We start from the raw sequence: 21,817 nt of genomic DNA on the forward strand, positions 1-21,817 counted from the left end.
GGTCCGTCCGTGCCGCAGCTCGCCTTCGCCAACAGCTTCTGGCAGAGCTACGACGTCCTGGAGAACCCGGTCAAGGCCGGGGTACGCAAGGCGATGGCGAAGTTCCAGCAGCTCACCATCGCCGAGCTGCACGCCGACAAGGGGCTGCACCTGGAGTCGGTGCACAACGCCCGGGACCCCCGGATGCGGATCATCCGGATCAACGACTTCTGGCGCGGGGGCGGGTGAACTACCGCAGCACCGCGGAGATCCTCACCTGGTCGACCGGGGTGCTGGTCGGGTCACGGGTGGCGGAACTGGGCGGGGAGGGCGACGACAGCCTGGCCGGGTACCGGTCGCTGCTGCACGGCCGGCGACCCCCGGCGGCGGGACACCCGACGGGCGCGGCCGAGGTCGCCGCCCTCGTCGAGCAGGTCCGCGAGTGGCGGGCGCAGGGCGTACGGCCGGGCGAGATCGCGGGTCTGTGCGCGCTTCAACGGCGACGGCGGTGCCGTTCGCCAAGGAGGTCACCCCGCCCGAGGTGGACCAGGTGCAGCACGACAACGACCTGCTGCGGGAACGGTGTCTGCTCTTCGTGGCCAGCACCCGGGCCCGGGAGGCTCTACGTTTCCTGGAGCGGGCAGCCCAGCCCGTTCCTGTCCGTCGTCTCCTGAGACCCGGTCGACAGCATTCGAACGAACACCGGATGTCCCGCTTCCAGGTGGGCGGCGGGAAAACGGCGGCCGGCTGCACTCCCGGATCACTTGCCCCGTAAGCGATTCCGTGTCGGCAACCCGATCCGAATGAGCCTGTGGGCCGACTGACCCGGTGCGGGTGAGGTGGTTAGAGTGCACATGCTTCCGGAGGATCATGGCTTTCACGCATCGTGAGCCGGCCTCTGCCGTGAGCCCATAACCCGTCGACGCCTGCAGAAAGGCCCGAACCGAGTGGTACCTGAGATCGTGGGGCGCAAAGGGCCCCTTGCCGGGCGGCGGATTCCGGTCGGCGACACCCGGTTCACCTTCGGCCGCCTGAGTGACAACGACGTGGTGATCTCCAGCAGTGGAGTCTCCCGTTCCCACGCGGAAATGGTGCGCGAGGAGCGCGGCTACGTGCTGTACGACCGGGGCAGCCGTAACGGCACGCTGGTCAACGGCCGACGGATCACCTCGCACGTTCTCCAGCACGGCGACCTGATCACGATCACCGACGAGACGTTCTGTTTCGAGGTGACGGCCGACGTGACCACGATGATCTCCGATCTCACCCTCTTCCAGCCCTCCATCAAGCCGGCCGCCGTCGTCGATCCGGGTCCCGTCCTGCGGGTCACCGTCTCGGGTGGTGGACCGGTCGGGCTGAGCCTGGCCCTGCTCCTCGAACGCCTCCTGGGTCACCGGGTCGCCGTCACCGTGTACGACGGCCGCTGGACCCGGGACGGCTCGCGGGTCGTGTGGAAGAACGAGACGCAGGGCAACACCCGGCGGCAGCAGGTCGTAACCGTCCAGAGTCGCCAGTACCTCAATCTTCCCGAGGAGGCGCAGGACCGGCTCTTCGTCCCCGGTGCGTACTCCGAGATGTGGCCGTCGGGTCCCGACTCGATCCGTGGCTACGGCCCCCGCAACATCCGGATCGCCTACATCGAGGACAAGCTCCTGGAGTTGGCGAACGAGAAGTCCGACCGGATCCGGTTGGTGCCCGCCCGGTTCGATGCGGCCGAGCAGCACGAGACGGTCGCCCAGGAGCATGTGCTCGCCATCTGCGACGGCGCGCGGTCGCGGACCCGCGAGCACTTCACCACCAGGTTCGGCGTCGCCGACAGTTCGATCTACTCGGTCGACGGTCGGCACCTCCAGGACGTCGTCCTGGGCCTGCGAGTGAAGTCCGACCTGCCGGACGCGATGAGTGTCCTGCTGACCGTGGCCCAGAACCGCTTCCTGCTCAACTCCCTCGGCGGCGAGGGCTTCCTGAACATGCGCCTCACCGACGCCGAGGCCGCCGAGGTCGTCGGGCTCGACCCGGTCCGCCGTGAATTCAAGGACTGCATCGCCTCCCGGCCGTGTCTGATGGCCCGGGAGGACGACGGCGACTTCCAGTGCTCGACCCACGGCACGCTGTTCCTGCCCGCCCTGCTCAGAGGGTCGCCGTTGTGGAGGCGGGTGCTGGAGGGGCTGGCGTTCTTCGGCGTCAGCCCGGAGAATCTGAGCGCCGTCACCGCGTTCCGCCTGGACATGGTGCAGCGGCCCCGCTTCACCGGCCGGCTGTACGCCCCGACGGCGACCACCCCGGGCACCTACGGCTTCCTGCTCGGGGACGCCGCCAACTCGATCCACTTCTGGCCGGGGCGCGGGCTCAACAGCGGACTGGCGTCGGCCATCTCGCTGGCCCGGTCGCTCGCCAGCGGCTGGAACGGCAGACCCTTCCGGGACGCCGACTTCGTCCGGCACGAGGCGGCGATGTCGATGCTCCAGTACCGGCACAAGAGCCGCGCGTGGAACGCGATGGTGACCACCGACGAGCAGGGTGCCAACCGCGCCATCAAGGACGTGATCGCCGACGTGATCGCCGAGAGCGGCGGTGCACCGGCGACGGACGGTCCGGACCGCGAGGCGGACCTCGAGGCGCTGATGGAGCGGATGCGTGAGATCCGCGCCCGCCTGTCGTCCCGCCTCGCCGGCCTGCCCGACGATCAGGTCCTCCTGGACCATCTGCGGACGCTCAAGGGCGAGACCGTACGGACCCTGCTGGCCAGTGGCGCCTGGGACACGCTGACGGTCGGCGGGGAAGAGGTCGACATCGACATCTTCTACCGGCAGGAGCTGCCCGTCCCGGCCTGATCCGGTGTCGGCCGCACCGCTGCTCCGGGCCGAGGCGGTGGACCACCTCTCTGGCTCCGGCCACCCGTCACGCCGGCCGGAACGCGGCGCCCGTCGCGCTGCCGGTCTCCGGGCGGGCCAGGCAGTGCACCAGCCAACCCTGGTCGGTGGAGAGTTCCATCGGCCAGGCGTCACGTACCCAGCCCCGGGTGTCGTCCGGCACGGCGCTGCGCGCCGTCAGGCTCGACGCCGAGCAGGCCGTCCTGATCACGTCGTGGGTGAGCAGTTCGTCCTGCGGCAGGTCCACCGCGTCGTCGGGCCGCCGGATCGCGGCGAACGTCTCCCAGGTGTGCTCGCCGGCACAGTCCGCCTTCCGGGGCGGCATCGCGGTCCCGCTGATGCTGACCAGACCACCCCAGCACAGTGGGGTGGTCGGACAGAACGCCGCGGCGCAGGCGGCGAACCCGGCCGGCACGGACGGTCCGGCCGACGGCGTGGCGTTCTGCCGGAGCGGGCCGGCGTCGGCCGGTGACCCGGTGCCGTCGCGGCCTGTCGCCTGCCAGACCGCGACCCCGCCAGCCAGAACGAGGGCGACCGTCCCGGCCAGCACCACCCACCGTCGCCGCGTCGACCGTCCAGGGGCGGGGGCCGCCGGCCCCGGTGGAGGAACGGAGACCAACGAACCCGCGACCGGCGGGACCGGCAGTGGTGGAACCGGTGCCGGCCCGGCCGGCAGCGGTGGGGCGGCGACCGGTGGGGGCGCGGGCGGGTGGGCGGCCGTACCGGACGACCAGCGGGCGGCAGCGGCCAGCGCGGCGGCGGACGGCCAGCGGTCCGCCGGCTCGGTGGCCAGGGCCCGCTCGACAACGGCCCGCACCGGCTGCGGTACGTCGTCACCGAGGGTCCGGGGGACCGCCTGCACCCGTTGCAGGGCGATCGCGTACGGGTTGTCCCCGGTGAACGGACGCTGCCCGGACAGGCACTCGTAGGCGGCGAGCCCGAGCGAGTAGACGTCACTGAGCGCGGTGGCCGGCCGACCGAGCACCTGTTCCGGCGAGAGATAGGTCGGCGTGCCGAGAACCGCGCCGGACGCGGTCAGCAGTGACGCGTCGTGCCGGCGCGAGATGCCGAAGTCGGTGATCAGCAGCGACCCGTTGGGGCGGACCAGGAGGTTGGCCGGCTTGATGTCCCGGTGCACGATGCCGCATTCGTGGACCGCCTGGAGCCCGTCCGCGGCCTGCGTCACCAGGTGCATGGTGTCGGCGGGGGAGAGCCGGCCGTGCCGGGCAAGCAGTTGGGACAGCGACTGCCCGTCGACGAACTCCATCACCAGGAAGGTCAGCCCGTCGCTGTGTCCGTAGTCGTGGATCGACGCCACGGCGGGATGGTTCACGCTGGCCATCGCCTTCGCCTCGACCAGGAACCGACGGGCGAAGTCCGGGTCGTCCGCCACGTCCGGCAGCATGGCCTTGACCGCGACGGTCCGTCCGAGCAGCACGTCGACCGCCCGCCACACCTCGCCCATGCCACCGGCACCGATCCTGGCGTCGAGCCGGTACCGGTCGCCGAGTCGCAGGCCAGAGCGCAGCATTACCACTCACCGTCCGTACGTCGCAATGTCTGACGGCGGGCCGACCGTCGCGACATGATGCCACAGCGGGGGCTGCCCACCATCTCCACCACCCCGTCCCGACGACGACGGCGGCGGCCAGTTCCAGGATCACCCTCCGGCCGTGCCTCCGTTGACGATCCTCGCCGATGTCGACACCCGGGAGGCGCTGCTCGTCCACGTCCGCTGGTGCTACGACCAGGCGCAGCTCCTCTTCTGAGCTGCTGTTCAGCGTGGCGCCGACCGGGCGGACCCGTCGAGATCCGCGACAAGTCCGAGAAACGTACGGTCGGCCTGGGCCAGCGTCGGCGGGCCGTAGAGCGGCGAGACCAGGACCCGTCGACAGTGGTCGAGTTCGACGTACACGGTTCCGCCCGCTCCACCCGGGTTGGCGAGCACGGCGAACCGGTGCGCGTTGCCCGCGCAATCCGTCGCAGGGGGCAGCGTGGTCAAGGCCCGCTCCACGGACTTCCGTTGCTGCGGGGAGAGGGTCCGCCCGTACGCGAAGTCGCCACCGGGATCCGCCAGCCCGCGCTCCTCGGCGGGGACGCGGTATCCGCACAGCCGCACCGGGGCGGTGGACCGGAACGGGACCGATCCCCGGCCCGGCCGTAACGACGAGTCGGGATACCCGGTCTCGGAGGCCACCACGTTCCGGTGATCCTGCGAACAGCCGGCCCTGGCCGCGCCGGCCGACTCGATCTCGCGGACGACCCGCTCCGAGACAGTGGCCAGCCGCAGTCCTCGCACCGCCGGCACCAGGTCGGGGAGCGGCTTGCCGCAGCCGTCGACCGGGATTCCCGGCCGGATCCACCGGCCGCTAGCGTCGAGCAGCAGCAGGTTCGGCACCCAGGGCATTTCCAGGGTGCACGCTTCGGGGCCGGCCGACGTGTCGGGGCGGCGCAGCGCGGTGAGCAGGACCGTCAGGTCAGTGGCCCGACCTTCGGTGAGGACCAGGTCGAGACCACCGTCGGCACGTCGCCGGTAATCGAGCTGACAGTGGATCGCGGCCGTCGCGCGGAAACCGCCGTCGAGGCGCGGCAGGGTGAGTGCCTCCTGGGGCGGCTTTGGATCCATCGGCGCGTCCACCGCGCAGGAGGCCCATTCGGCGTGGACAGTCGGTGCGCCCGTCGCCGGGACGGGGAATCGTGCCCCCTGGTCGGCCGGTGACTGCGCGACGGTGACGGTTCCGCAGGACGACAGTGTGGCCACGGCCGCCACCAGGCCGAGCCCTCGGACGATCTGACGCATGGCACTCCTCGACGAGCGGTAGCCGACAGCGGCGAGGGGTGCCGATCGGACGACGTGGGGCCGAGGGGGCTTCCCGGCGGTCCGTCGACCGAGACTGGTCACCGAAGGTTATCGAACGTGTGGGAACTTGTCCTGCGTGCACCGGACGGCGGCACCTCGCCTCCTACCCGGGTAGGAGCGCTGACGGTACGGTGGCGGGCCCGACCGTTCCGGCGAGGATGTCGGTGGTGAGGTGGGCCCGGATGCCGGGTTGCGCGCTGCCGCCGGAGCGTGCGACGACGGCGCGGACGTGCTGCTCGGCGGCGTCGGCGAGGCCGTCGTAGACGGCGGCGAACACCTCCCGGGCCGGCTCCCGGAGCCATCCGGGGGGAAGCAGCTGGATGGGTAGCTGCGGATCGAGCGTGGGAAAGCGGCGGAAGGTGTCCATGACCTCGGTGCGGGCCCGCACCGCCTCCGCGCCGCTGACCTGCCCGGATCCCACCTGCGGAAGGAGTGGACGCCAGCGCCGGAGGAAGGTCTCGTAGTGCCGGGCGATCGCCGCGATGTCCCAGGCGTCGAGGGGCTGGCGGTTGGTGACGGTGTCGAGGTCGGCCGGTCGTCCACGGAACACCGTGACGGTGCCGGTTACCTGGCCGAGTCGGCTCTGGGCCTGCGGGGTCAGCTCGTGCGGTGAGATCCACAGGCCGTCGTACAGCGGCGCGAAGCCCAGCCACCGGAGCTGACCACGCAGGGCCCGCCGTTGGGTGCCGCGCTCCTGGGGCAGCGAGAAGGCGACGAGGGTCCAGCATCCGTCCCACGGCTGCGCCGTGGCGGTGGCGGTGAGGATCCACCTGCCACCGCCGGCCAGGTCGACGGCGGCGGCCCGGCTGAGCCGGTAGAAGCTGTGCCGTCCCTGTCGGCTGCCCTCCAGCACGCCACGGCGGACCAGTCGACTGATGGCGGCACGGGCACCGGTGGGGCTCACCCGGGCCTCGGTGAGCAACGCGACGATCGCCGCGGACGGGAGCCAGGCCAGGTCCCGCAGCGTGTAGTCGGCCAGCAGTGTCACCGCGAGCCCCTGTGGCGAGTTCCCGGTCTGCCGTCGGGGCAGCCGCGCCGAGTGGTCCCCGTCGTCGGGGAAGATCTCCTCGATGTTGAAAGGGCTGTTCACGAGGGTGCTCCGGGGCGGCTCGGGGACGGTGCCTCGACTGTAGACGGGGTCATTGGCGGCGACCGGTCGACGCTCCAGACGCCATCGAGCTAGTTCAATTGACACTTGACGGCCCGAGGGGGAGACTTTCTGTCACGCGACGTGCGCGGGGCCGGACAGGGCAACCCCAGATGTCGTAGGCCAGGACGTGCCAGCGCGGGGAACCGGGTGTACCCGTGCCGGGCACGCGGCCGATCTCAACCTGCAGAGGTGAGAGAACGTGCGTACGAGAATCAGGCGGAGTCTGCTGTTCGCCCTGGCTGCGTCCCTGGCGGTGGCCGGCCTCGTGATCCCCGCTCTCAAGCCGGCCCACGCGGCGTCGCTGGTCGAGGTGACCAGCTTCGGCGACAACCCGGGCCGGATGCGGATGCACCTCTACCTGCCCGACTCCCGCCCGGCCAGGCCGGCGATCGTGGTCGCCATGCACGGCTGTGGCGGGTCGGGCCCCGGCTTCTACTCCGGCAGCGAGTTCGCCTCGCTGGCCGACCGGTACGGATTCATTGTCATCTACCCGACCGCGACCCAGCAGGCCGGGTTCGGCAACTGCTTCGACACCTGGTCGGACGCTGCCAAGCGGCGCGGCGGCGGCAGTGACCCCGTTTCACTGGTGTCCATGGTCAACTTTGTTCAGCGTCAACACGGCGGCGACCCCGAACGGGTCTACGCCACCGGCAGTTCGTCGGGCGGCATGATGACCAATCACATGCTGGCCGTCTACCCCGACGTGTTCAAGGCCGGAGCCGCGTTCATGGGGGTTCCGTACACCTGCTTCGCCAACGCGGCCGACTACCCGCCCGGAGCCAGCCAGTGCACCGGCGGGAACATGAACCGGACCCCGCAACAGTGGGGTGACGCGGTCCGGCAGGCGTACCCCGGCTACTCCGGTCCGCGCCCACGGGTGCAGCTCTGGCACGGCACCAACGACACGCTGGTGCCGTACCAGTTGTTGCAGGAGACGGTCGAGCAGTGGACCAACGTGTTCGGTCTCAGCCAGACGCCCACCTTCATCGACACCCCACAGTCCACCTGGAACCGCCGCAGGTTCGCCGACCCGACCGGCACCGTCCAGGTGGAGGCGTACGCCATCCAGGGCGCCGGGCACAGCCTGCCCTCCGGCGGCATGGCGGCGGCCGCGATCCAGTTCCTCGGTCTGTCCACGCCGCCGCCCACCACGCCGCCGCCGACCACTCCCGCGCCGACCACGCCGCCGCCAAGTTCCGGTGCCTGCCGGGTGGCGGTCAGGGTCAACGCCTGGAACAGCGGGCTGACCGAGGACATCACCATCGCCAACACCGGCACCAGCGCCGTCGACGGCTGGTCCCTGGTCTTCACCCTGCCCGGTGGTCAGGTCGTCACCTCCGGGTGGAACGCGTCCTACGCGCCGTCCTCGGGGCAGGTGACGGCCCGGAACGTGGCCCACAACGCCGCCATCCCCGTCAACGGTTCGATCACCGTCGGTTTCCAGGCCACGCACACCGGTGACGCCGCCAAGCCGAGCGCCTTCACCCTGAACGGCGCGTCCTGCGTGATCGCCTGAACCGACCGGACGCGATCCGTCGGTTGACCCGGTGGCCGCGCATGCCGGTGACCGGGTGATGTGCCCACAGACCCTGTCGACGTGCTGCCGCCGCGGTCGGCGCCGGCACTCGGCCGAACCCGTCCGCTCCGAGCGGACGAGGCCCAGAGGAGCAGATCATGAGAACGATGGACGAGGCTCGTCCCGCCTTCACCCCGGGACGCCGCGGGCGGTCCGGACTGGCCGTCCTCGCGGCGGCTGTCGTCGCGACCGGCACGGTGGTCGCGGTGAACGCCGTCCCCGCCGACGCCGCGTCGGTGGACACCAACGCCTGGTACGTGGTGGTGAACCGCAACAGCGGCAAGGCGCTGGACGTGTACAACCAGGCGACCGGCGACGGCGCGCGGATCACGCAGTGGTCCCGGAACGACGGTAACCATCAGCAGTGGAAGTTCGTGGACTCCGGAGGCGGCCACTACCGGATCACGTCGCGGCACTCGGGCAAGGTCCTGGATGTGGCGAACCGGTCGACGGCCAACGGGGGGACGATCCAGCAGTGGACCGACCACAACGGGACCAACCAGCAGTGGCGGTTGGCCGACTCCGACGGCGGGCACGTCCGGTTGATCAACCGGAACAGCAACAAGGCGCTGGAGGTGCAGGGCGCCTCGACCGCTGACGGCGGGAACATCGTGCAGTACGACGACTGGAACGGTGCCAACCAGCAGTGGCAACTCGTCCGCGTCGACGGTGGCACCCCACCGCCCACCAGTGCACCGCCCACCACGTCACCCCCGGGGGGCGATGGATGTGGCAAGGCCCCGACGCTGCGCAACGGCACGCACCAGATCCAGAGCAACGGCAGGAGTCGGTCGTTCATCCTGCGGATGCCCGCCACCTACGACAACAACCACCGGTACCGACTGGTCTTCGCGTTCCACTGGCGGGGCGGGACCGCCAGCGAGATCGACTCCGGTGGCACGAGTGGACAGGCCTGGTCCTACTACGGTCAGTGGGAGCAGTCGGGCCACAACGCGATCCTGGTCGCGCCCCAGGGCCTCGGCAACGGTTGGGCCAACTCCGGTGGCGAGGACGTCACCTTCGTCGACGACATGCTTCGGCGCATCGAGGGCGACCTCTGCGTCAACCCGGCACAGCGCTTCGCCACCGGCTTCAGTTGGGGCGGCGGCATGAGCTACGCCCTCGCCTGCGCCCGACCGACCGTCTTCCGGGCCGTCGCGGTCATCGCCGGTGGGCAGATCAGCGGATGCAGCGGCGGCACCCAGCCGGTCGCGTACTTCGGCCTGCACGGCATCACGGACAACGTGCTCACCATCGCCCAGGGGCGGGCGCTGCGTGACACGTTCGTCCGGAACAACGGTTGTGCCCAGCAGAACCCGCCCGAGCCGGCGGCAGGTAGCCGGACGCACATCACCACCGCCTACTCCGGCTGCCGGGCCGGGTATCCGGTGCAGTGGGCCGCGTTCGACAACGGGCACCTACCCGCCCCGGTCGACGGGACCTACGCCGAGAGTGGCGTCACGACCTGGACCAAGGGCGAGATCTGGCGGTTCTTCGCGCAGTTCTCCTGACATCAGGCAGACAGCCGGGCGGCACGACGTCAGAGCGGTGACCGAGCGGGCGGGCTCCCGGCGGGCCGGGGTTCACGAACTCCGGCGGCCGGGGGTCCGGCCCGCCCCGGTGGGCCGGCTCCGGAGTCTAGTCCGGCGTCTCCGGGCCCAGCAGGCGGATCTCCTCGATGTCCAGTGCCGCCTGGAGTTCGCGCAGCACGGTGTCGTCGATCTCGTTGGTGTCGCGCAACCGGGTGATCTCGCGCCGTTTGCGATCGAGCACCTCCAGCCGTAGCTGACGCTCGACCTCCCGGGTCCCCGCCGAGACCTGGCCCTCCTTCTCGGCCTGGATGTCGTCGAGGTGGGCCTGGTAGTCGGCGCGTACCCGGTCGACGACGTCCGCCGCCGCGCCGAGCCGCCGGGCCACCTCCGGCAGCGCGGCGAGCCCGACCCGGGTGGAACTCAGCCGGGCGTGGTGCACCTCGTCGGCGCGGGGCTGGTCGCCGACGAGACCGGCCCACCGGACCACCAGTGGCAGGGTGGTGCCCTGCACCAGCATGATCAGGACGATCGCCACCACCGTGCAGAAGATGACCAGGTCACGGTCCTGGACCGGTTCGCCGGTGGCGGCGGTCAGCGGGATCGCGAGAGCTGCGGCCAGGGAGACCGCGCCCCGGAAACCGGCCCATCCGGCCGCCGTGCGTACCCGCCAGCCCACCTCCAGTTCCCGTTGGGAGCGGCGGCGGTCGACGACCCGGAGGACCTCGGTCGCCAGGTGCACCCACATCATCCGGGTCGCGGCCACCGTCACGGCCACCACCAGCGCGATGCTCAGGGCCCGCCCGATCGAGGTGCTGGTCTCGCCCCGCAGGGCGCGCGGTATCTGCATCCCGAGCAGGACGAACAGCCCTCCGTTGATCAGGAACGTGGTGAGGTCCCAGAAGGCGTAGGCCATCAGCCGGGAGGGGGCCCGCACGACCCGGGGACCGGCGTACGAGAGCAGCAGACCCGCGACGACCACGGCGAGCACCCCGCTGGTGTGCACCTCCTCCGCGATCAGGAACGCGACGAACGGGGTGAGCGCGCTGAGCGCGCCCTCCCGGAGCGGGTCGTCGAGGCGTCGCCGGATCAGCACGACCACGCCACCGACCACCAGCCCGGTCGCGACACCGCCGAGGAACGAGCCGCCGACCCGCCCGACGAGTTCCCAGGCCCCGGGCGCGGCACCCCCGCCCAGCAGGCCGAGGGCGACGGAGAACAGCACCAGCGCCGTGCCGTCGTTGATCAGACTCTCCGCCCGCAGGATGGTGAGGAACCGGCGGGGCATCCGTTTGGCCAGGCCGGCGACGGCCGCGGCGTCGGTGGGCGCCAGCACCGCCCCGAGCACCCAGGCCGCCGCCGGGTCGACGCCGAACGCCTGCGCGACCAGCGACACCGTGACCATGGTGACCCCCACCAGCACGACCGCGAGCAGCGCGATGGCCGGCAGGTTCGCCCGGATCTCCCGCAGGCTCGTGGTGAGGCTCTCCCGGTAGAGGATCGCCGGGAGGAACAGCAGCAGCACCACGTCCGGATCGAGCACCACGTCGGACAGCGGCGGAGCGAGGGCCAGCAGTGCGCCCATGCCGATGAGCAGGACCGGCGGCGCGACCCGGTACCGCCCACCGAGCGTGGTCCCGACCAGCACGGTGGCACCCAGCACCGCGATCAGCACGAGACCTTCCACGCCGCCCCTCGCCCCCCGTCCGGCCGTCGCCCCGGCCAGCCCTCCTCGTCCGCCCCCTCAGTGTGGGACGGCGGACCGGCGGCGCGTCGCGGAACGGCGTGAGCAACCCGGCGGAGCGCGGCGTCGGGGCGCTGCCTCCCGACGCCGACGGGTTCCGGCGGGTGCCGCCCGGGTCAGAGCAGCGTGTCCACGTACAGCAGGCGCAGGTTGTTGACCGGGGTCGCCTGGGCCGTCAGGTACGCCTTCACCTGGCTGTCGGGTAACGCTGGAGCACCCGGGCGGCGGCTCCCGGCGACGTGGGGTGCCGCCATGGGCGTGTCGCTGGAGAGGGCGGTGGCGACCGCCGCGGGCGAGTAGGCGCACGCGTCGGCGTCGTCGTTGCCGGCGGCGACCATGTAGCTGATCCCGGTGGAGATGGAGAACTGCACCGCGCTGTTCAACGCGGAGCCGTAGACGCCGACGACGCCCATCAGGGCCACCGCCGGCCGACCGGTACGCGTCGGCGACCTTACGGCCGCCACCAGCCGGCCCCAGGGCTGTGACGGTGTCCTGATGCTCCGTCACCCGGTGCGGTGCGGCGCCCCGGTCAGGGCGCGGGCCAGTTCCGCAACAGGGCGTCGAGGGCGTCCAGGACGCGTGCCCAGGTCTCCTGGGTGTCCGGGGCGCTGTGGCTGAACGCGCCGCCCATCTCCAGGCTGACGTACCCGTGGAAGACGCTGCCCAACAAGCGGACCGCGTGCGTCTGGGCCGGCTCGGTCAGGTCGTAGCCGCGCAGGATCGCCCGGGTCAGCTGGGCGTGTCTGCCGCCAGCGCTGGCCGCCGCCGTCTCGGGGTCGAGTCGGAGCTGGGCCGCCGCGTAGCGGCCGGGGTGCTCCCGGGCGTAGTCGCGGTAGACGTTCGCGAGGGCGGTGAGCGCGTCCCGACCGGCCCGACCGGCCAGGGCGTCGGCGGCCCGGTCGGCCATCTCCGCCAGGGCGAGCAGGGCGATCCTGGTCCTGAGGTCCTGGGAGCTGCGCACGTGTGAGTACAGGCTCGCGACCTTGACGTCGAACCGCCGGGCGAGCGCCGACACGGTCACCTGCTCGAAGCCGACCTCGTCGGCCAGCTCCGCTCCCGCCCGGGTCAGGCGTTCCGCGTTCAGCCCCACACGTGCCATGCCACCCCTCCCGCCTGCCTCACGAGATTATGCATTTGCCTAACTCCTTTAGGCAAATTAGCGTTGCCTGTCGTGAAGCCGTTGACCGAACACGAGATCCGTACCGCCTTCGTGAACTGCACCAAGGGCCAGGCGAAGCGGCTGTACGTTCCGCGCGACCTCGCCGACCGCCCCTGGGACGACCTGGACTTCCTCGGCTGGCACGACCCCCAGGCCCCCGACCGTGCCTACCTCGTCGCCGAGTTGGACGGCCACCCGAGCGCCCTCGCGTTGCGCCGTCCCAGCCCCGTCGTCGGGCAGACGCGACGCGGCATGTGCTCGATCTGTCTGACCACCCACAGCGGCGTCTCCCTTATGGTCGCGCCGAAGGCCGGCAAGGCCGGGCAGCAGGGCAACTCGGTCGGCACCTACCTGTGCGCCGACTTCGCCTGCTCGCTGTACGTGCGGGGGAAGAAGGACGCCGGTGCCGGCGCCCGGCTCCACGAGTCGCTCACCCTGGAGGAGAAGATCGAACGGACGGTGGCGAACCTCGCCGCGTTCGTCGCCCGGGTGACGGCGTGAACCGACGTCGTGGATGCGACAGCGGAGACGTGCGCGCGCCCGACAGGCCGCCTTGCCCCCGCGAGCCACGCGCTACGTCGTCGACGTGTTGTACCGATCGAGCGTCGCCTTGGACGTCGAAGCGTCCTGGAAGACGAGTTCCCACGGGCCGGTGTTGACGTCCATGTCCTTGCCGAAGCCCACCCACTTTCCGGCCATCCGTCGACCCGTGGGCTCGGCCAGAAGCTGGATCGCGCCGTGGTATCGGGCGCCCCGGTAGTAGCCGGTCGGGTCGGTCTGCTCCACCCACGTGCCGGTGACGACAGCGCCGTCCACGGTCAGATCCAGCGACAGCGACGATGCCGCCGACCCGGGCAGGCTGCGGGCGGTCAACCGGTCGCCGTGTTGAAGCACGACCAGGAAGTGCTGTCCGGCGAAGGACTCCCCCCGGCCGCTGGAGTAGTACTGGTAACGGCTGAGCCATACGCCCTCGTACGACCGGTGAACCGTGGCTGGCCTGGGCGTGGGCGTGGCCAGGTTGGACATGGGGGATGTCAGGTCGTGCCCACCGTGCTGGTCGTCGGCGACCTGGCCGTCGGGCACTGCGGCGAAGCCGAGCAGCGAGATGGGTAGGCCGGTGACGACCTCCAGCGCGCGGGCGTAGACGGGCCGCGGCGCGGCGATCGCGCCGGACTCCCATCGCTGGACGAGTCTCTTGTTGGCGTCGTTGGGCTCGCCGACGCGGTGGCCGGCGGCTTGGAGCGCGCGAGCGAAATCGTCCTGGCTCATGCGCATTCCGATGCGGACGGAGCGCAGGGCGGTGTTCGGGACGGTCATGACCGCCACCATAGCGTGATGTCGCCTGAATGTCGCCAGCCACGTGACCGGTTTGCCGCGTCTAGTGTCGTCGCGGTCGGTGACATCTCGGCGTCATGGTGGATGGCGCGCGACGGCTGAGCTTGCCGCCGTGCTTCTGCTGACGGAGGTGGGGATGCAGGGCGAGGGCGACGACCCGGCGGTGAGGCCGGGCGAGCAGGTCCAGGCGGCCGAGCGGGAGGCGGCGAAGCAGCGGATTCTTGCGCAGGCCGAGGCGGATCGGGTGCCGATCGAGGAGACGACCCGCGCGGTGCCGGATCGGCGGTGGCGTCGTGGACCGCACTGATCTGCTGCCGGTCGGTCGTCGGGTGGCGTACTGGCGAGGACGGCGGAAGCTGTCTCAGCAGGTGCTCGCGGATCGGCTGGGCAAGTCCAAGAGCTGGGTCGACAAGGTCGAGCGGGGTGTCCGGTCGCTCGACAAGGTGTCGACGCTTCAGAGCATCGCTGCCGTGCTGCGGATCGACACGGCGGTGCTGCTCGGTCGGGACGCTCAGCCGGCCGGGCTGATCGAGCGTGTCGAGGGTGTGGAGCAGATCCGGGTGGCGCTGTCGACGTACGAGATCGCGTTGGAGCGCCCGACGGCCCGCCGGGTGCTGCCGGGCGATCGGCTGGCGCGGGAGGTCGCGCATGTGTGCACGACCTTCCAGCATGCCCGGTACCCGCAGGTCGTCGATCTGCTGCCGCAGTTGGTGGCCAGCGCGCAGCGCAACCATGCCCACGATCCCGGCAGGGGTCGGGTGCCGCTGGTGGAGGCGTACCGGGTGCCGGCCGCGCTGCCGGTGAAGCTCGGTGCCCCCGACGTGGCGTGGCTGGCCGTCGACCGGGCGATGACCGCCGCTACCGGTGACCGGGTGTCGGTGGCTGCCGCTGCCGTGCAGCTCGGGCAGGCGTTGCGCGCTTCAGGGCGGGCGCGGGTGGCGAAGTCGGTGACGCTGACGGCGGCGTACCGCATCGCCCCGCCAATGATCGAGTTCGGCGACCCGTCGGAGCTGTCCCTGTGCGGAACGCTGCTGGTGCAGGCCGCCCTGGCCGCCGCCCGTGACGGGGACGACGGCACCGCCGTCGAGCTGATCGACGAAGCCGCCGAGATGGCGGCGCGAGTGGGGGACGGGCACGACTTCTACCGGACCGGGTTCGGGGCGACGGCGGTGGAGTTGGCCCGGATCGCCGTGGCCGTGGAGTCGGGTGACGCGGAGGAGGCCATGGCCCGGCACGAGAAGGTGACCAGGCGGGACGGCTGGCGGTGGCTGGCCGCCGAACACCGCGCCGCGTATCTGGTCGACGTCGCCCGTGCCTACCTCCACGCCGACGACCCGGTCAGCGCCGGCCGGGTCCTGACGGAGGCCGAGCGGATCGCACCGGCCGAGATCCGTCACCGACCAGCCGGCCGAGAAATCCTCGCCCAGGTCGCCCGCGACCCTGCTGCCCCGACGACGCTCAGCCACCTCGCCGCGACGCTCGGGGTGGGCTGAACGGTGACCGCGCCGTTCCTGTCCCTGGCGCAGATCCGCAACCGGCTGTCTGCTGCCGGTCGGGCGCGACGGGAGGTGCCGGTGACCGGTGGGCGCATGGACGGGGCAGCTCCACAGCGTGCCGACGAACTCCCCACCGAGCCGCGCGGAACCGGGCCGGACCACCGCTTATCGCCGATATGGAGGTGTCCTGCTGCCCGGACACCCCCATATCGCCGGAACGGAGTGGAGCGGTGCGGAACCGGACCGGGCCGCCGAACGGCGAGCGGGATCGTCGACCGTGGACGCGGCGGTCTGGAGCGCGTCGAACCGCCCGAGGTCGACACGCAGGACTCGACCGCGCCTGCCGACCTCCTGTTAAGTATTGACAAACTTTGTTTCCAGTTGCAGCCTGTGAGAGCGCTCTCTCAACCTGTCCCCCACGTCTGAGGTGGTCCTATGAGCGTTCGACGACACCTGTTCGCCATTGTCTCCGCCCTCCTCGTCACCGTGGCGGCGACCATCCACGCGACGCCCGCGCAGGCGGTCGGGCCAGCCCTGCTGCCCGTCACGGTCACCAACAGCACCGGCCGGGGCGAGGCGGTGCACCTGTACGTCATCGGCACCCAGCTCTCCAGCGGCCGGCTCGGCTACGTCACGGCGGGTGGCTCGTTCGTGCCGTGGACCGGCGGCCAGATCCCGCCGTCCCCCGCGCCCGACGCCTCCATCCCCGGCCCCGGCAACGGGGGCCGCACCACCATCCAGTTCCCCCGGGGCTTCTCCGGGCGGGTCTACTTCTCCTTCGGCGAGAAGCTCAAGTTCTTCCTCACCCCGGACGGCCTGGTGCAACCCGCGCCCTGGGCGGCCGGCGACGCGAACCGGAACATCCTGTTCGACTGGAGCGAGTTCACCTACAACGACGCCGGACTCTGGCTGAACAGCTCGCAGGTGGACATGTTCGCCGTGCCGCACGCGGTCACCGTCACCGGCGCCAACGGGGTCACCAAGCGGACCGGGGACGTCGTCACCAACGGCCGCGCCAACATCATCAACGGGATCCGGGCGCAGGCCGGCTGGGGGAACTCCGTGTACACCCGGTCGGACGGCACGGTGCTGCGGGTCCTGGCCCCGGGCAAAGCCGCCGGTGCCGGTCTGTTCAGCCCCACGTACCTCGACCCGTACATCAACTCGGCGTGGAACGCGTACACCACGAAGACGTTGACCGTGGTGCCCTTCGCCGACCAGCCCGGCATCCGCTACTTCGGCCGGACCTCCGGCACCACGATGACCTTCACCAACGGCTCCGGCCAGGTGGTGGCCTCCTTCCAGCGGCCCTCCTCGGCCAGCGTGTGGGGCTGCGACGGCCAGTTGCACGCCCCCAACGACCAGGTCGTCGGTCCGATCGCCCGGACGCTCTGCGCCGCTCTCAACCGGGGCACCCTCGGCACCATCGACACCCAGCCCAGCCTCAACCCGGCCGAGTTCTACCGCAGCAACCCCACCAACCAGTACGCCCGGGTGATCCACGCCAACATGGTCGACGGCAAGGCGTACGCGTTCGCCTTCGACGACGTCGGCGCTTTCGAGTCGCTGGTGCACGACGGTGACCCGCGCGCCGCCGGCCTGGTGCTCAGCCCGTTCGGTGGGGGAGGCACCCCGCCGCCGGCCGGAGTGCCGGTGCTGAGCACCTGGAACAACAAGTGCATCGACGTGCCGAGCTCGAACTTCGCCGACCGGGTGCCGCTCCAGATGTGGACCTGCAACGGCACCAACGCCCAGAAGTGGACGTTCTCCGGCGGGGCGGTGCGGAGCCAGAACAACAAGTGCATGGACGTCGACGGCGGCGCGACCGGCAACGGCGCGGTCGTCCAGCTCTACACCTGCAACGGCACCGGCGCCCAGCAGTTCACCCTCACCGCCAGCGGTGACCTGCTCAACCCGGCCAGCAACCGGTGCGTGGACATCAAGGACTGGAACAGCGGCGACGGCGCGCGGCTGCAGCTCTGGGACTGTGCCGGCAGCGCCAACCAGAAGTGGCGTACCGGCTGATCGCCCGACCCGGCCACCCCGCACCCGGCGGCGGGGCCACCCCGCCGCCGGGCAGCACCAGATCCCCCACAGGAAAGGACACCGATGAAGTCGTTCCTCGCCCTGCTCGCCACCGGTGTGGCGGCCGTCGGGCTGACCGTGCCCGCCGCTGCCGCGCCCCCACCCGATCCGAACTCCGCCGACCGGGGGGCCGCCCGCGTCGACGCGGCCAACCTGCCGGCCGGGATGGCCGAGGCGATGCGACGGGACCTCGGCCTGACCGACCGGCAGGTCGCCGACCGGTTGCGGGTCGAGGCCGCCGCCGCCGTGGTCGACCAGCGGCTGCGCACCGGACTGGGGACAAAGTACGCCGGTTCCTGGCTGGCCGCCGGAAACAAACTGACGGTGGCGGTCACCGACCCGTCCGCCGGGGCCACCGTTCGCGCCGAGGGAGCCGAGCCCCGACTCGTCTCCCGGAGCCTGGCCGCGCTCACCGCCGCCCAGACCGCCCTCGACGGGTACGCCGCCCGCCACCGCCCGACCAACACGGTACGGAGCTGGTACACCGACGTCGCCGACAACAGCCTCGTGGTGACGGTCGCCCCCGGCGGCACCACGTCGGCCCGGGACTTCGTGGCACGCAGCGGAGTCTCCGCCGCCCTCGTCCGCTACGTCGTCCAGGCGGAGGCACCCCGTCCGCTGTACGACATCCGGGGCGGCGACCAGTACGTGATCAACGGCAACACGCTCTGTTCGGTGGGCTTCGCCGTCGCGGGTGGCTTCGTGACCGCCGGCCACTGCGGGGGAACCGGAAGCCCCACCCTCGGTTACAACAACGTGTCCCAGGGCACCTTCGCCGGCTCGTCGTTCCCGGGCAACGACTACGGCTGGGTCCGGACCAACGGCAACTGGACGCCCCGGCCGTGGGTCAACAACTACGCCGGTGGCACCGTGTCGGTCGCCGGTTCGGCCGAGGCCGTGGTCGGCAGCGCGGTGTGCCGCTCCGGCCGGACGACCGGCTGGCGCTGCGGCACGCTCCTCGGCCGCAACGAGACGGTCAACTACCCGCAGGGCGCGGTGTCGGGCCTGCACCGCAGCAACGCCTGCGCCGAGGGCGGCGACTCCGGGGGCGCCTGGCTCGCCGGCAACCAGGCGCAGGGCGTCACCTCCGGCGGCTCCGGCAACTGCTCGACCGGCGGGACGACGTGGTTCCAGCCGGTCAACGAGATCCTCGGTGTCTACGGGTTGTCGCTGGTCACCACCGGTGGCGGGGGACCGGGCACCCGGATCATCAGCAACTGGAACAACAAGTGCATCGACGTGCCCAACTCCAACTTCTCCGACGGCGTACCGCTGCAGACCTGGAACTGCAACGGCACGTCCGCGCAGAGCTGGACCTTCACCGGCGGCACGCTGCGCACCCAGAACAACAAGTGCATGGACGTCGCCTGGGGCTCCCGCGAGAACGGCGCGGTCATCCAGATCGCCAACTGCAGCGGCAACCCGGCCCAGCAGTTCGTCCTCTCCGCCGCCGGTGACCTGGTGAACCCGCAGGCCAACAAGTGCGTGGACATGAAGGACTGGGTCAGTGGCGACGGCGGCCGGTTGCAGTTGTGGGACTGCGCCGGCACCGCCAACCAGAAGTGGCGCACCGGCTGAGGCATCGTCGGGGACCCGTCGGGTCCACCTGTCGGCCGCGCACCGGCCGGACCGGTCACATCCGGTCCGGCCGGTGCCTCCGCGTCGTCGGCCGGGTTCGATGTCGGTGGTGCCGTCTACGGTGTGGCCCGTGGACCACATCGACCCGCCCTGGGAGCCGCCGCTCGCCGGCAGTGAGGCCGCACACCTCGTCGGTGCCCTCGACCGCCTCCGGGCGACGTTCCGCTGGAAGACCGACGGGCTCGACGCGGCCGGCCTCCGTGCCCGTGTCGGCGGCTCCGTCCTGACCCTCGGCGGTCTCCTCAAGCACCTGGCGTTGGCAGAGGACCAGATCTTCACCGTCTGGCTGCGTGGCGAGTCGATCGGCGCGCCCTGGGCGGCGATCCACCGGACCGACGAGCCAGACTGGGAGTTCACCTCCGCGCAGCACGACAGCCCGGAGCAGCTCTACGCGTACTGGGACGACGCCGTCGAACGGTCCCGGGCGCGGCTCGCCGCAGCCCTGGCCGACGGCGGGCTCGACCAGCTCGTCCACATCGCCACCCCCGACGGGCGGCACGCCAGCCTGCGTCGCCTCGTCTGCGACCTCATCGAGGAGTACGGCCGCCACACCGGCCACGCCGACCTGCTCCGGGAGGCGGTGGACGGACGGGTCGGCGAGGACCCGCCGCCCGACTGGCGTCCCAGGCGGTAGGCCGGCGGACCGGATCGGGTCCGACGCCCGAGGACATCGGCTACGTCAGCCACTCGCGCAGGCGTGCGACGTTGGCGACCTCGCTCTCCACCCGCTGCTGGTCGGCGTCGGTCAACTCGACCGACCGTAGCTGGGCGACCCACTCCTCGGCCCGGTCGGGCTCGTCCATGGCGACCGCCAGCTCGGCCAGCGCCACCATGGCCAGGGCGCGTTCGACCGCCGGAGCCGTGTCGCCGTGCCGGCGCAGTGCCGAGGTGAGCGTCCGCACGGCCGCCCGGTCGTCGTTCTTGAACTCCCGGAAGATGCGGGCGTTGTCGAGGGCCCGGGGAATGCCCTGCAACCGCTTCGACCCGCCGTACTCCAGGGTCTCCTCCTCGTCGCGCTGGATGAAGATGATCGAGTTGCCCGAGGGGTCGACGAGTGTGAACCGGCTCGCCCCGGGCCGGAAGCGGGTGATGCGGGGCAGGCCCCGGGCCAGCACCTTGCCGTACGCGGCCCGCATCGCCGCGCTGAACGCGGCGTGGTAGGGGGCGACGGCGTCCACCATCACCAGACACCCGCCGGCGTTCTCCTGGCTCGGGTCCAGGTGCGCGGGCGCGGCCCCGTAGTGCAGCTCGAAGCCGCTCCACGCGAAGGCGAGGTAGAGGTAGGGGCGGGTCTGCCGGTAGGTGACCCGGAAGCCGAGCGCCTGGTAGAAGGCGAGGGTCTCCTCGGCGGACACGCAGGGCAGCAGCGGAACGGTGGTCTCGTTCGGACGTACCTCAGGATCGGTCACGGCGGCCATTGTGCCGAAGTGGAGGGCTCGGCCGCCTATGGAAATCCCCTGCGGTCAGTCCGGCCGCAGCTCGGGGTACTGCGTACGCTCCCAGCGGTTCATCGCGTGGATCCACTTGAGACCGGCACCCTCGCAGATCGGGCAGATCCGCCTGGTGAAACAGAGGTTGCACCGCTGTCGGCGTTGGCAGTCGTCTCGCGTGAAGCCGCGTCCCAGGCAGCCGGGGCACCAGCCGAGGCCGTCGCACTCGTAGCAGAGGAGTGCCCCGGTGGGCAGGGACCCGGTGGTGACGACCGGCTCGGGCGGGACGAACCCGACCGGCTCGTGGAGCAGGACGTGCGGGGTCTCGCCACCGATGCCGTAACTGTCCCCGTAGTGGCTGACGTCCTGCTCCCGGTGGACGGCGTACAGGGTGATCACGAATCCGTCGCGGCGGGCGACGGCACGGGCCTCGGCCGGGCCGGTGTCGTTCTCGACACTCCAGCCGAGTGCGGTGAGCAGGTCACCGCCGTACCGGACGGCGTGCGCGGCGGACGGGTGCTCCCTCGCGACCAGGCCCAGGGTGGCCTTGTAGGCGTACCGCAGCGGCTCCCGCCAGTCGAGGATGGCCGGTTCCGGCAGCATGGTGATGTCCGGGTGCTGGCCCGGTTCGAGGAGCCTGGCCAGGGACAGCATACGGTCGCGGAGGAAGCGGGCGGCGTTCTCCAACTCCTCGCGCGTCCCGGGGATCTCGGGCATTCCCGCCGCCTTCCGCCGCCACACGACCGGGAGTGCGCGCCATCCGGCGCTCCCTGTCTCCGAGGATAGTCCCGTCATCGACCGCCATCGTCGTGCGGACGCGGGTGAGGAAGCCCACGACGGCGGCGGGGCCCCCCCGGGGGGGGGGGGGGGGGGCCCCCCCCCCCCGGGGGGGGGGCCCCCCCCCCCCGGCGCCCCGCCCCCCCCCCCCCCCCCGCCCCGGCGGGGGGGGCCCCCCCGGGGGGG

The 21,817-nt window shown here is 71.6% G+C and carries 21 protein-coding genes; 11 read left to right on the plus strand and 10 right to left on the minus strand.

Annotated features, from left to right (window positions below; translation table 11 throughout):
• Positions 1–9 precede the first annotated feature (9 nt).
• Positions 10–228: a hypothetical protein gene (locus ACIBJE_RS20505; protein ID WP_396750575.1), complete on the plus strand. Its 219-nt coding sequence runs from the start codon at positions 10–12 to the stop codon at positions 226–228.
• A gap of 53 nt (positions 229–281) precedes the next feature.
• Here ACIBJE_RS20505 and ACIBJE_RS20510 read toward each other — a convergent pair whose 3' ends face one another.
• The gene (locus tag ACIBJE_RS20510) at positions 282–476 is read right to left on the minus strand and encodes a hypothetical protein (RefSeq protein ID WP_396750577.1); all 195 of its coding nucleotides are present in this window, start codon (positions 474–476) and stop codon (positions 282–284) included.
• A gap of 11 nt (positions 477–487) precedes the next feature.
• Here ACIBJE_RS20510 and ACIBJE_RS20515 point away from each other — a divergent pair, with 11 nt between their 5' ends.
• Together ACIBJE_RS20515 and ACIBJE_RS20520 are read left to right on the plus strand one after the other, a co-directional pair.
• Positions 488–754, plus strand: coding sequence for a hypothetical protein (locus ACIBJE_RS20515; protein WP_396750579.1), 267 nt, complete (start codon positions 488–490; stop codon positions 752–754).
• 187 nt (positions 755–941) lie between these two features.
• Complete coding sequence (locus ACIBJE_RS20520; protein WP_396750581.1) at positions 942–2,813, plus strand: FHA domain-containing protein; 1,872 nt, start codon at positions 942–944, stop codon at positions 2,811–2,813.
• Between the two features lie 67 nt (positions 2,814–2,880).
• Here ACIBJE_RS20520 and ACIBJE_RS20525 read toward each other — a convergent pair whose 3' ends face one another.
• The 3 genes from ACIBJE_RS20525 to ACIBJE_RS20535 form a co-directional block, all read right to left on the minus strand.
• Positions 2,881–4,383 carry a serine/threonine-protein kinase gene (locus ACIBJE_RS20525; RefSeq protein WP_396750583.1) on the minus strand — a complete coding sequence of 501 codons (1,503 nt, stop codon included), beginning with the start codon at positions 4,381–4,383 and terminating at the stop codon, positions 2,881–2,883.
• A gap of 246 nt (positions 4,384–4,629) precedes the next feature.
• The gene (locus ACIBJE_RS20530; RefSeq protein ID WP_396750585.1) at positions 4,630–5,652 is read right to left on the minus strand and encodes a hypothetical protein; all 1,023 of its coding nucleotides are present in this window, start codon (positions 5,650–5,652) and stop codon (positions 4,630–4,632) included.
• Between the two features lie 163 nt (positions 5,653–5,815).
• Positions 5,816–6,802, minus strand: coding sequence for a PaaX family transcriptional regulator C-terminal domain-containing protein (locus ACIBJE_RS20535; RefSeq protein WP_396750587.1), 987 nt, complete (start codon positions 6,800–6,802; stop codon positions 5,816–5,818).
• A gap of 259 nt (positions 6,803–7,061) precedes the next feature.
• Between ACIBJE_RS20535 and ACIBJE_RS20540 the strand changes: the two genes are divergently transcribed.
• Positions 7,062–8,378 carry a PHB depolymerase family esterase gene (locus ACIBJE_RS20540; RefSeq protein ID WP_396750589.1) on the plus strand — a complete coding sequence of 439 codons (1,317 nt, stop codon included), beginning with the start codon at positions 7,062–7,064 and terminating at the stop codon, positions 8,376–8,378.
• A gap of 167 nt (positions 8,379–8,545) precedes the next feature.
• On the plus strand, positions 8,546–9,949 hold the full coding sequence (locus ACIBJE_RS20545) for an RICIN domain-containing protein (protein WP_396750728.1): 1,404 nt from the start codon (positions 8,546–8,548) through the stop codon (positions 9,947–9,949).
• A 127-nt stretch (positions 9,950–10,076) separates the two neighbouring features.
• Here ACIBJE_RS20545 and ACIBJE_RS20550 read toward each other — a convergent pair whose 3' ends face one another.
• From ACIBJE_RS20550 to ACIBJE_RS20560, 3 genes are all read right to left on the minus strand, one after another.
• A complete protein-coding gene (locus ACIBJE_RS20550) occupies positions 10,077–11,654 on the minus strand; it encodes a Na+/H+ antiporter (RefSeq protein ID WP_396750590.1) in 1,578 nt (525 codons plus the stop codon).
• A 173-nt stretch (positions 11,655–11,827) separates the two neighbouring features.
• The gene (locus tag ACIBJE_RS20555) at positions 11,828–12,124 is read right to left on the minus strand and encodes a hypothetical protein (protein ID WP_396750592.1); all 297 of its coding nucleotides are present in this window, start codon (positions 12,122–12,124) and stop codon (positions 11,828–11,830) included.
• Positions 12,125–12,240: 116 nt separating this feature from the next.
• Positions 12,241–12,810, minus strand: a complete 570-nt coding sequence (locus tag ACIBJE_RS20560) for a WHG domain-containing protein (protein WP_358050472.1) — start codon at positions 12,808–12,810, stop codon at positions 12,241–12,243.
• A 72-nt stretch (positions 12,811–12,882) separates the two neighbouring features.
• On the opposite strand from ACIBJE_RS20560, the gene ACIBJE_RS20565 reads away from it, so the two are divergent.
• On the plus strand, positions 12,883–13,371 hold the full coding sequence (locus tag ACIBJE_RS20565; protein WP_396750595.1) for an FBP domain-containing protein: 489 nt from the start codon (positions 12,883–12,885) through the stop codon (positions 13,369–13,371).
• A 72-nt stretch (positions 13,372–13,443) separates the two neighbouring features.
• Here the strand turns inward: ACIBJE_RS20565 and ACIBJE_RS20570 are convergent, their stop codons facing one another.
• Positions 13,444–14,199, minus strand: a complete 756-nt coding sequence (locus ACIBJE_RS20570) for a helix-turn-helix domain-containing protein (protein ID WP_396750596.1) — start codon at positions 14,197–14,199, stop codon at positions 13,444–13,446.
• Between the two features lie 118 nt (positions 14,200–14,317).
• Between ACIBJE_RS20570 and ACIBJE_RS20575 the strand changes: the two genes are divergently transcribed.
• The 5 genes from ACIBJE_RS20575 to ACIBJE_RS20595 all read left to right on the plus strand — a co-directional run bounded on the left by ACIBJE_RS20575 (position 14,318) and on the right by ACIBJE_RS20595 (position 20,058).
• On the plus strand, positions 14,318–14,512 hold the full coding sequence (locus ACIBJE_RS20575; protein WP_396750598.1) for a hypothetical protein: 195 nt from the start codon (positions 14,318–14,320) through the stop codon (positions 14,510–14,512).
• Positions 14,499–15,698, plus strand: coding sequence for a helix-turn-helix domain-containing protein (locus ACIBJE_RS20580; RefSeq protein ID WP_396750600.1), 1,200 nt, complete (start codon positions 14,499–14,501; stop codon positions 15,696–15,698). The genes ACIBJE_RS20575 and ACIBJE_RS20580 overlap by 14 nt, the downstream gene beginning before the upstream one ends.
• 438 nt (positions 15,699–16,136) lie before the next feature.
• The gene (locus ACIBJE_RS20585) at positions 16,137–17,726 is read left to right on the plus strand and encodes a beta-1,3-glucanase family protein (protein ID WP_396750602.1); all 1,590 of its coding nucleotides are present in this window, start codon (positions 16,137–16,139) and stop codon (positions 17,724–17,726) included.
• Between the two features lie 84 nt (positions 17,727–17,810).
• Positions 17,811–19,364 (plus strand): ricin-type beta-trefoil lectin domain protein, encoded by a 1,554-nt coding sequence (locus tag ACIBJE_RS20590; RefSeq protein ID WP_396750604.1) that lies wholly within the window; start codon positions 17,811–17,813, stop codon positions 19,362–19,364.
• Between the two features lie 130 nt (positions 19,365–19,494).
• Complete coding sequence (locus tag ACIBJE_RS20595; RefSeq protein ID WP_396750606.1) at positions 19,495–20,058, plus strand: DUF664 domain-containing protein; 564 nt, start codon at positions 19,495–19,497, stop codon at positions 20,056–20,058.
• A gap of 40 nt (positions 20,059–20,098) precedes the next feature.
• Here ACIBJE_RS20595 and ACIBJE_RS20600 read toward each other — a convergent pair whose 3' ends face one another.
• Positions 20,099–20,833 carry a glyoxalase gene (locus ACIBJE_RS20600; RefSeq protein WP_396750608.1) on the minus strand — a complete coding sequence of 245 codons (735 nt, stop codon included), beginning with the start codon at positions 20,831–20,833 and terminating at the stop codon, positions 20,099–20,101.
• Positions 20,834–20,887: 54 nt separating this feature from the next.
• Positions 20,888–21,571: a hypothetical protein gene (locus ACIBJE_RS20605; protein ID WP_396750610.1), complete on the minus strand. Its 684-nt coding sequence runs from the start codon at positions 21,569–21,571 to the stop codon at positions 20,888–20,890.
• Positions 21,572–21,817 lie beyond the last annotated feature (246 nt).

Source organism: Micromonospora sp. NPDC050187 (assembly GCF_044459745.1).
Lineage (GTDB): Bacteria > Actinomycetota > Actinomycetes > Mycobacteriales > Micromonosporaceae > Micromonospora.

What these genes read in the sequence shown, in the direction of transcription:
- ACIBJE_RS20525 (WP_396750583.1), bottom strand. Translation starts at nt 4,383, where the DNA reads ATGCTGCGCTCTGGCCTGCGACTCGGCGACCGGTACCGGCTCGACGCC.
- ACIBJE_RS20530 (WP_396750585.1), bottom strand. Translation starts at nt 5,652, where the DNA reads ATGCGTCAGATCGTCCGAGGGCTCGGCCTGGTGGCGGCCGTGGCCACA.
- ACIBJE_RS20545 (WP_396750728.1), top strand. Translation starts at nt 8,546, where the DNA reads ATGGACGAGGCTCGTCCCGCCTTCACCCCGGGACGCCGCGGGCGGTCC.
- ACIBJE_RS20555 (WP_396750592.1), bottom strand. Translation starts at nt 12,124, where the DNA reads ATGGGCGTCGTCGGCGTCTACGGCTCCGCGTTGAACAGCGCGGTGCAG.
- ACIBJE_RS20560 (WP_358050472.1), bottom strand. Translation starts at nt 12,810, where the DNA reads ATGGCACGTGTGGGGCTGAACGCGGAACGCCTGACCCGGGCGGGAGCG.
- ACIBJE_RS20570 (WP_396750596.1), bottom strand. Translation starts at nt 14,199, where the DNA reads ATGGTGGCGGTCATGACCGTCCCGAACACCGCCCTGCGCTCCGTCCGC.
- ACIBJE_RS20585 (WP_396750602.1), top strand. Translation starts at nt 16,137, where the DNA reads ATGAGCGTTCGACGACACCTGTTCGCCATTGTCTCCGCCCTCCTCGTC.
- ACIBJE_RS20590 (WP_396750604.1), top strand. Translation starts at nt 17,811, where the DNA reads ATGAAGTCGTTCCTCGCCCTGCTCGCCACCGGTGTGGCGGCCGTCGGG.
- ACIBJE_RS20605 (WP_396750610.1), bottom strand. Translation starts at nt 21,571, where the DNA reads ATGCCCGAGATCCCCGGGACGCGCGAGGAGTTGGAGAACGCCGCCCGC.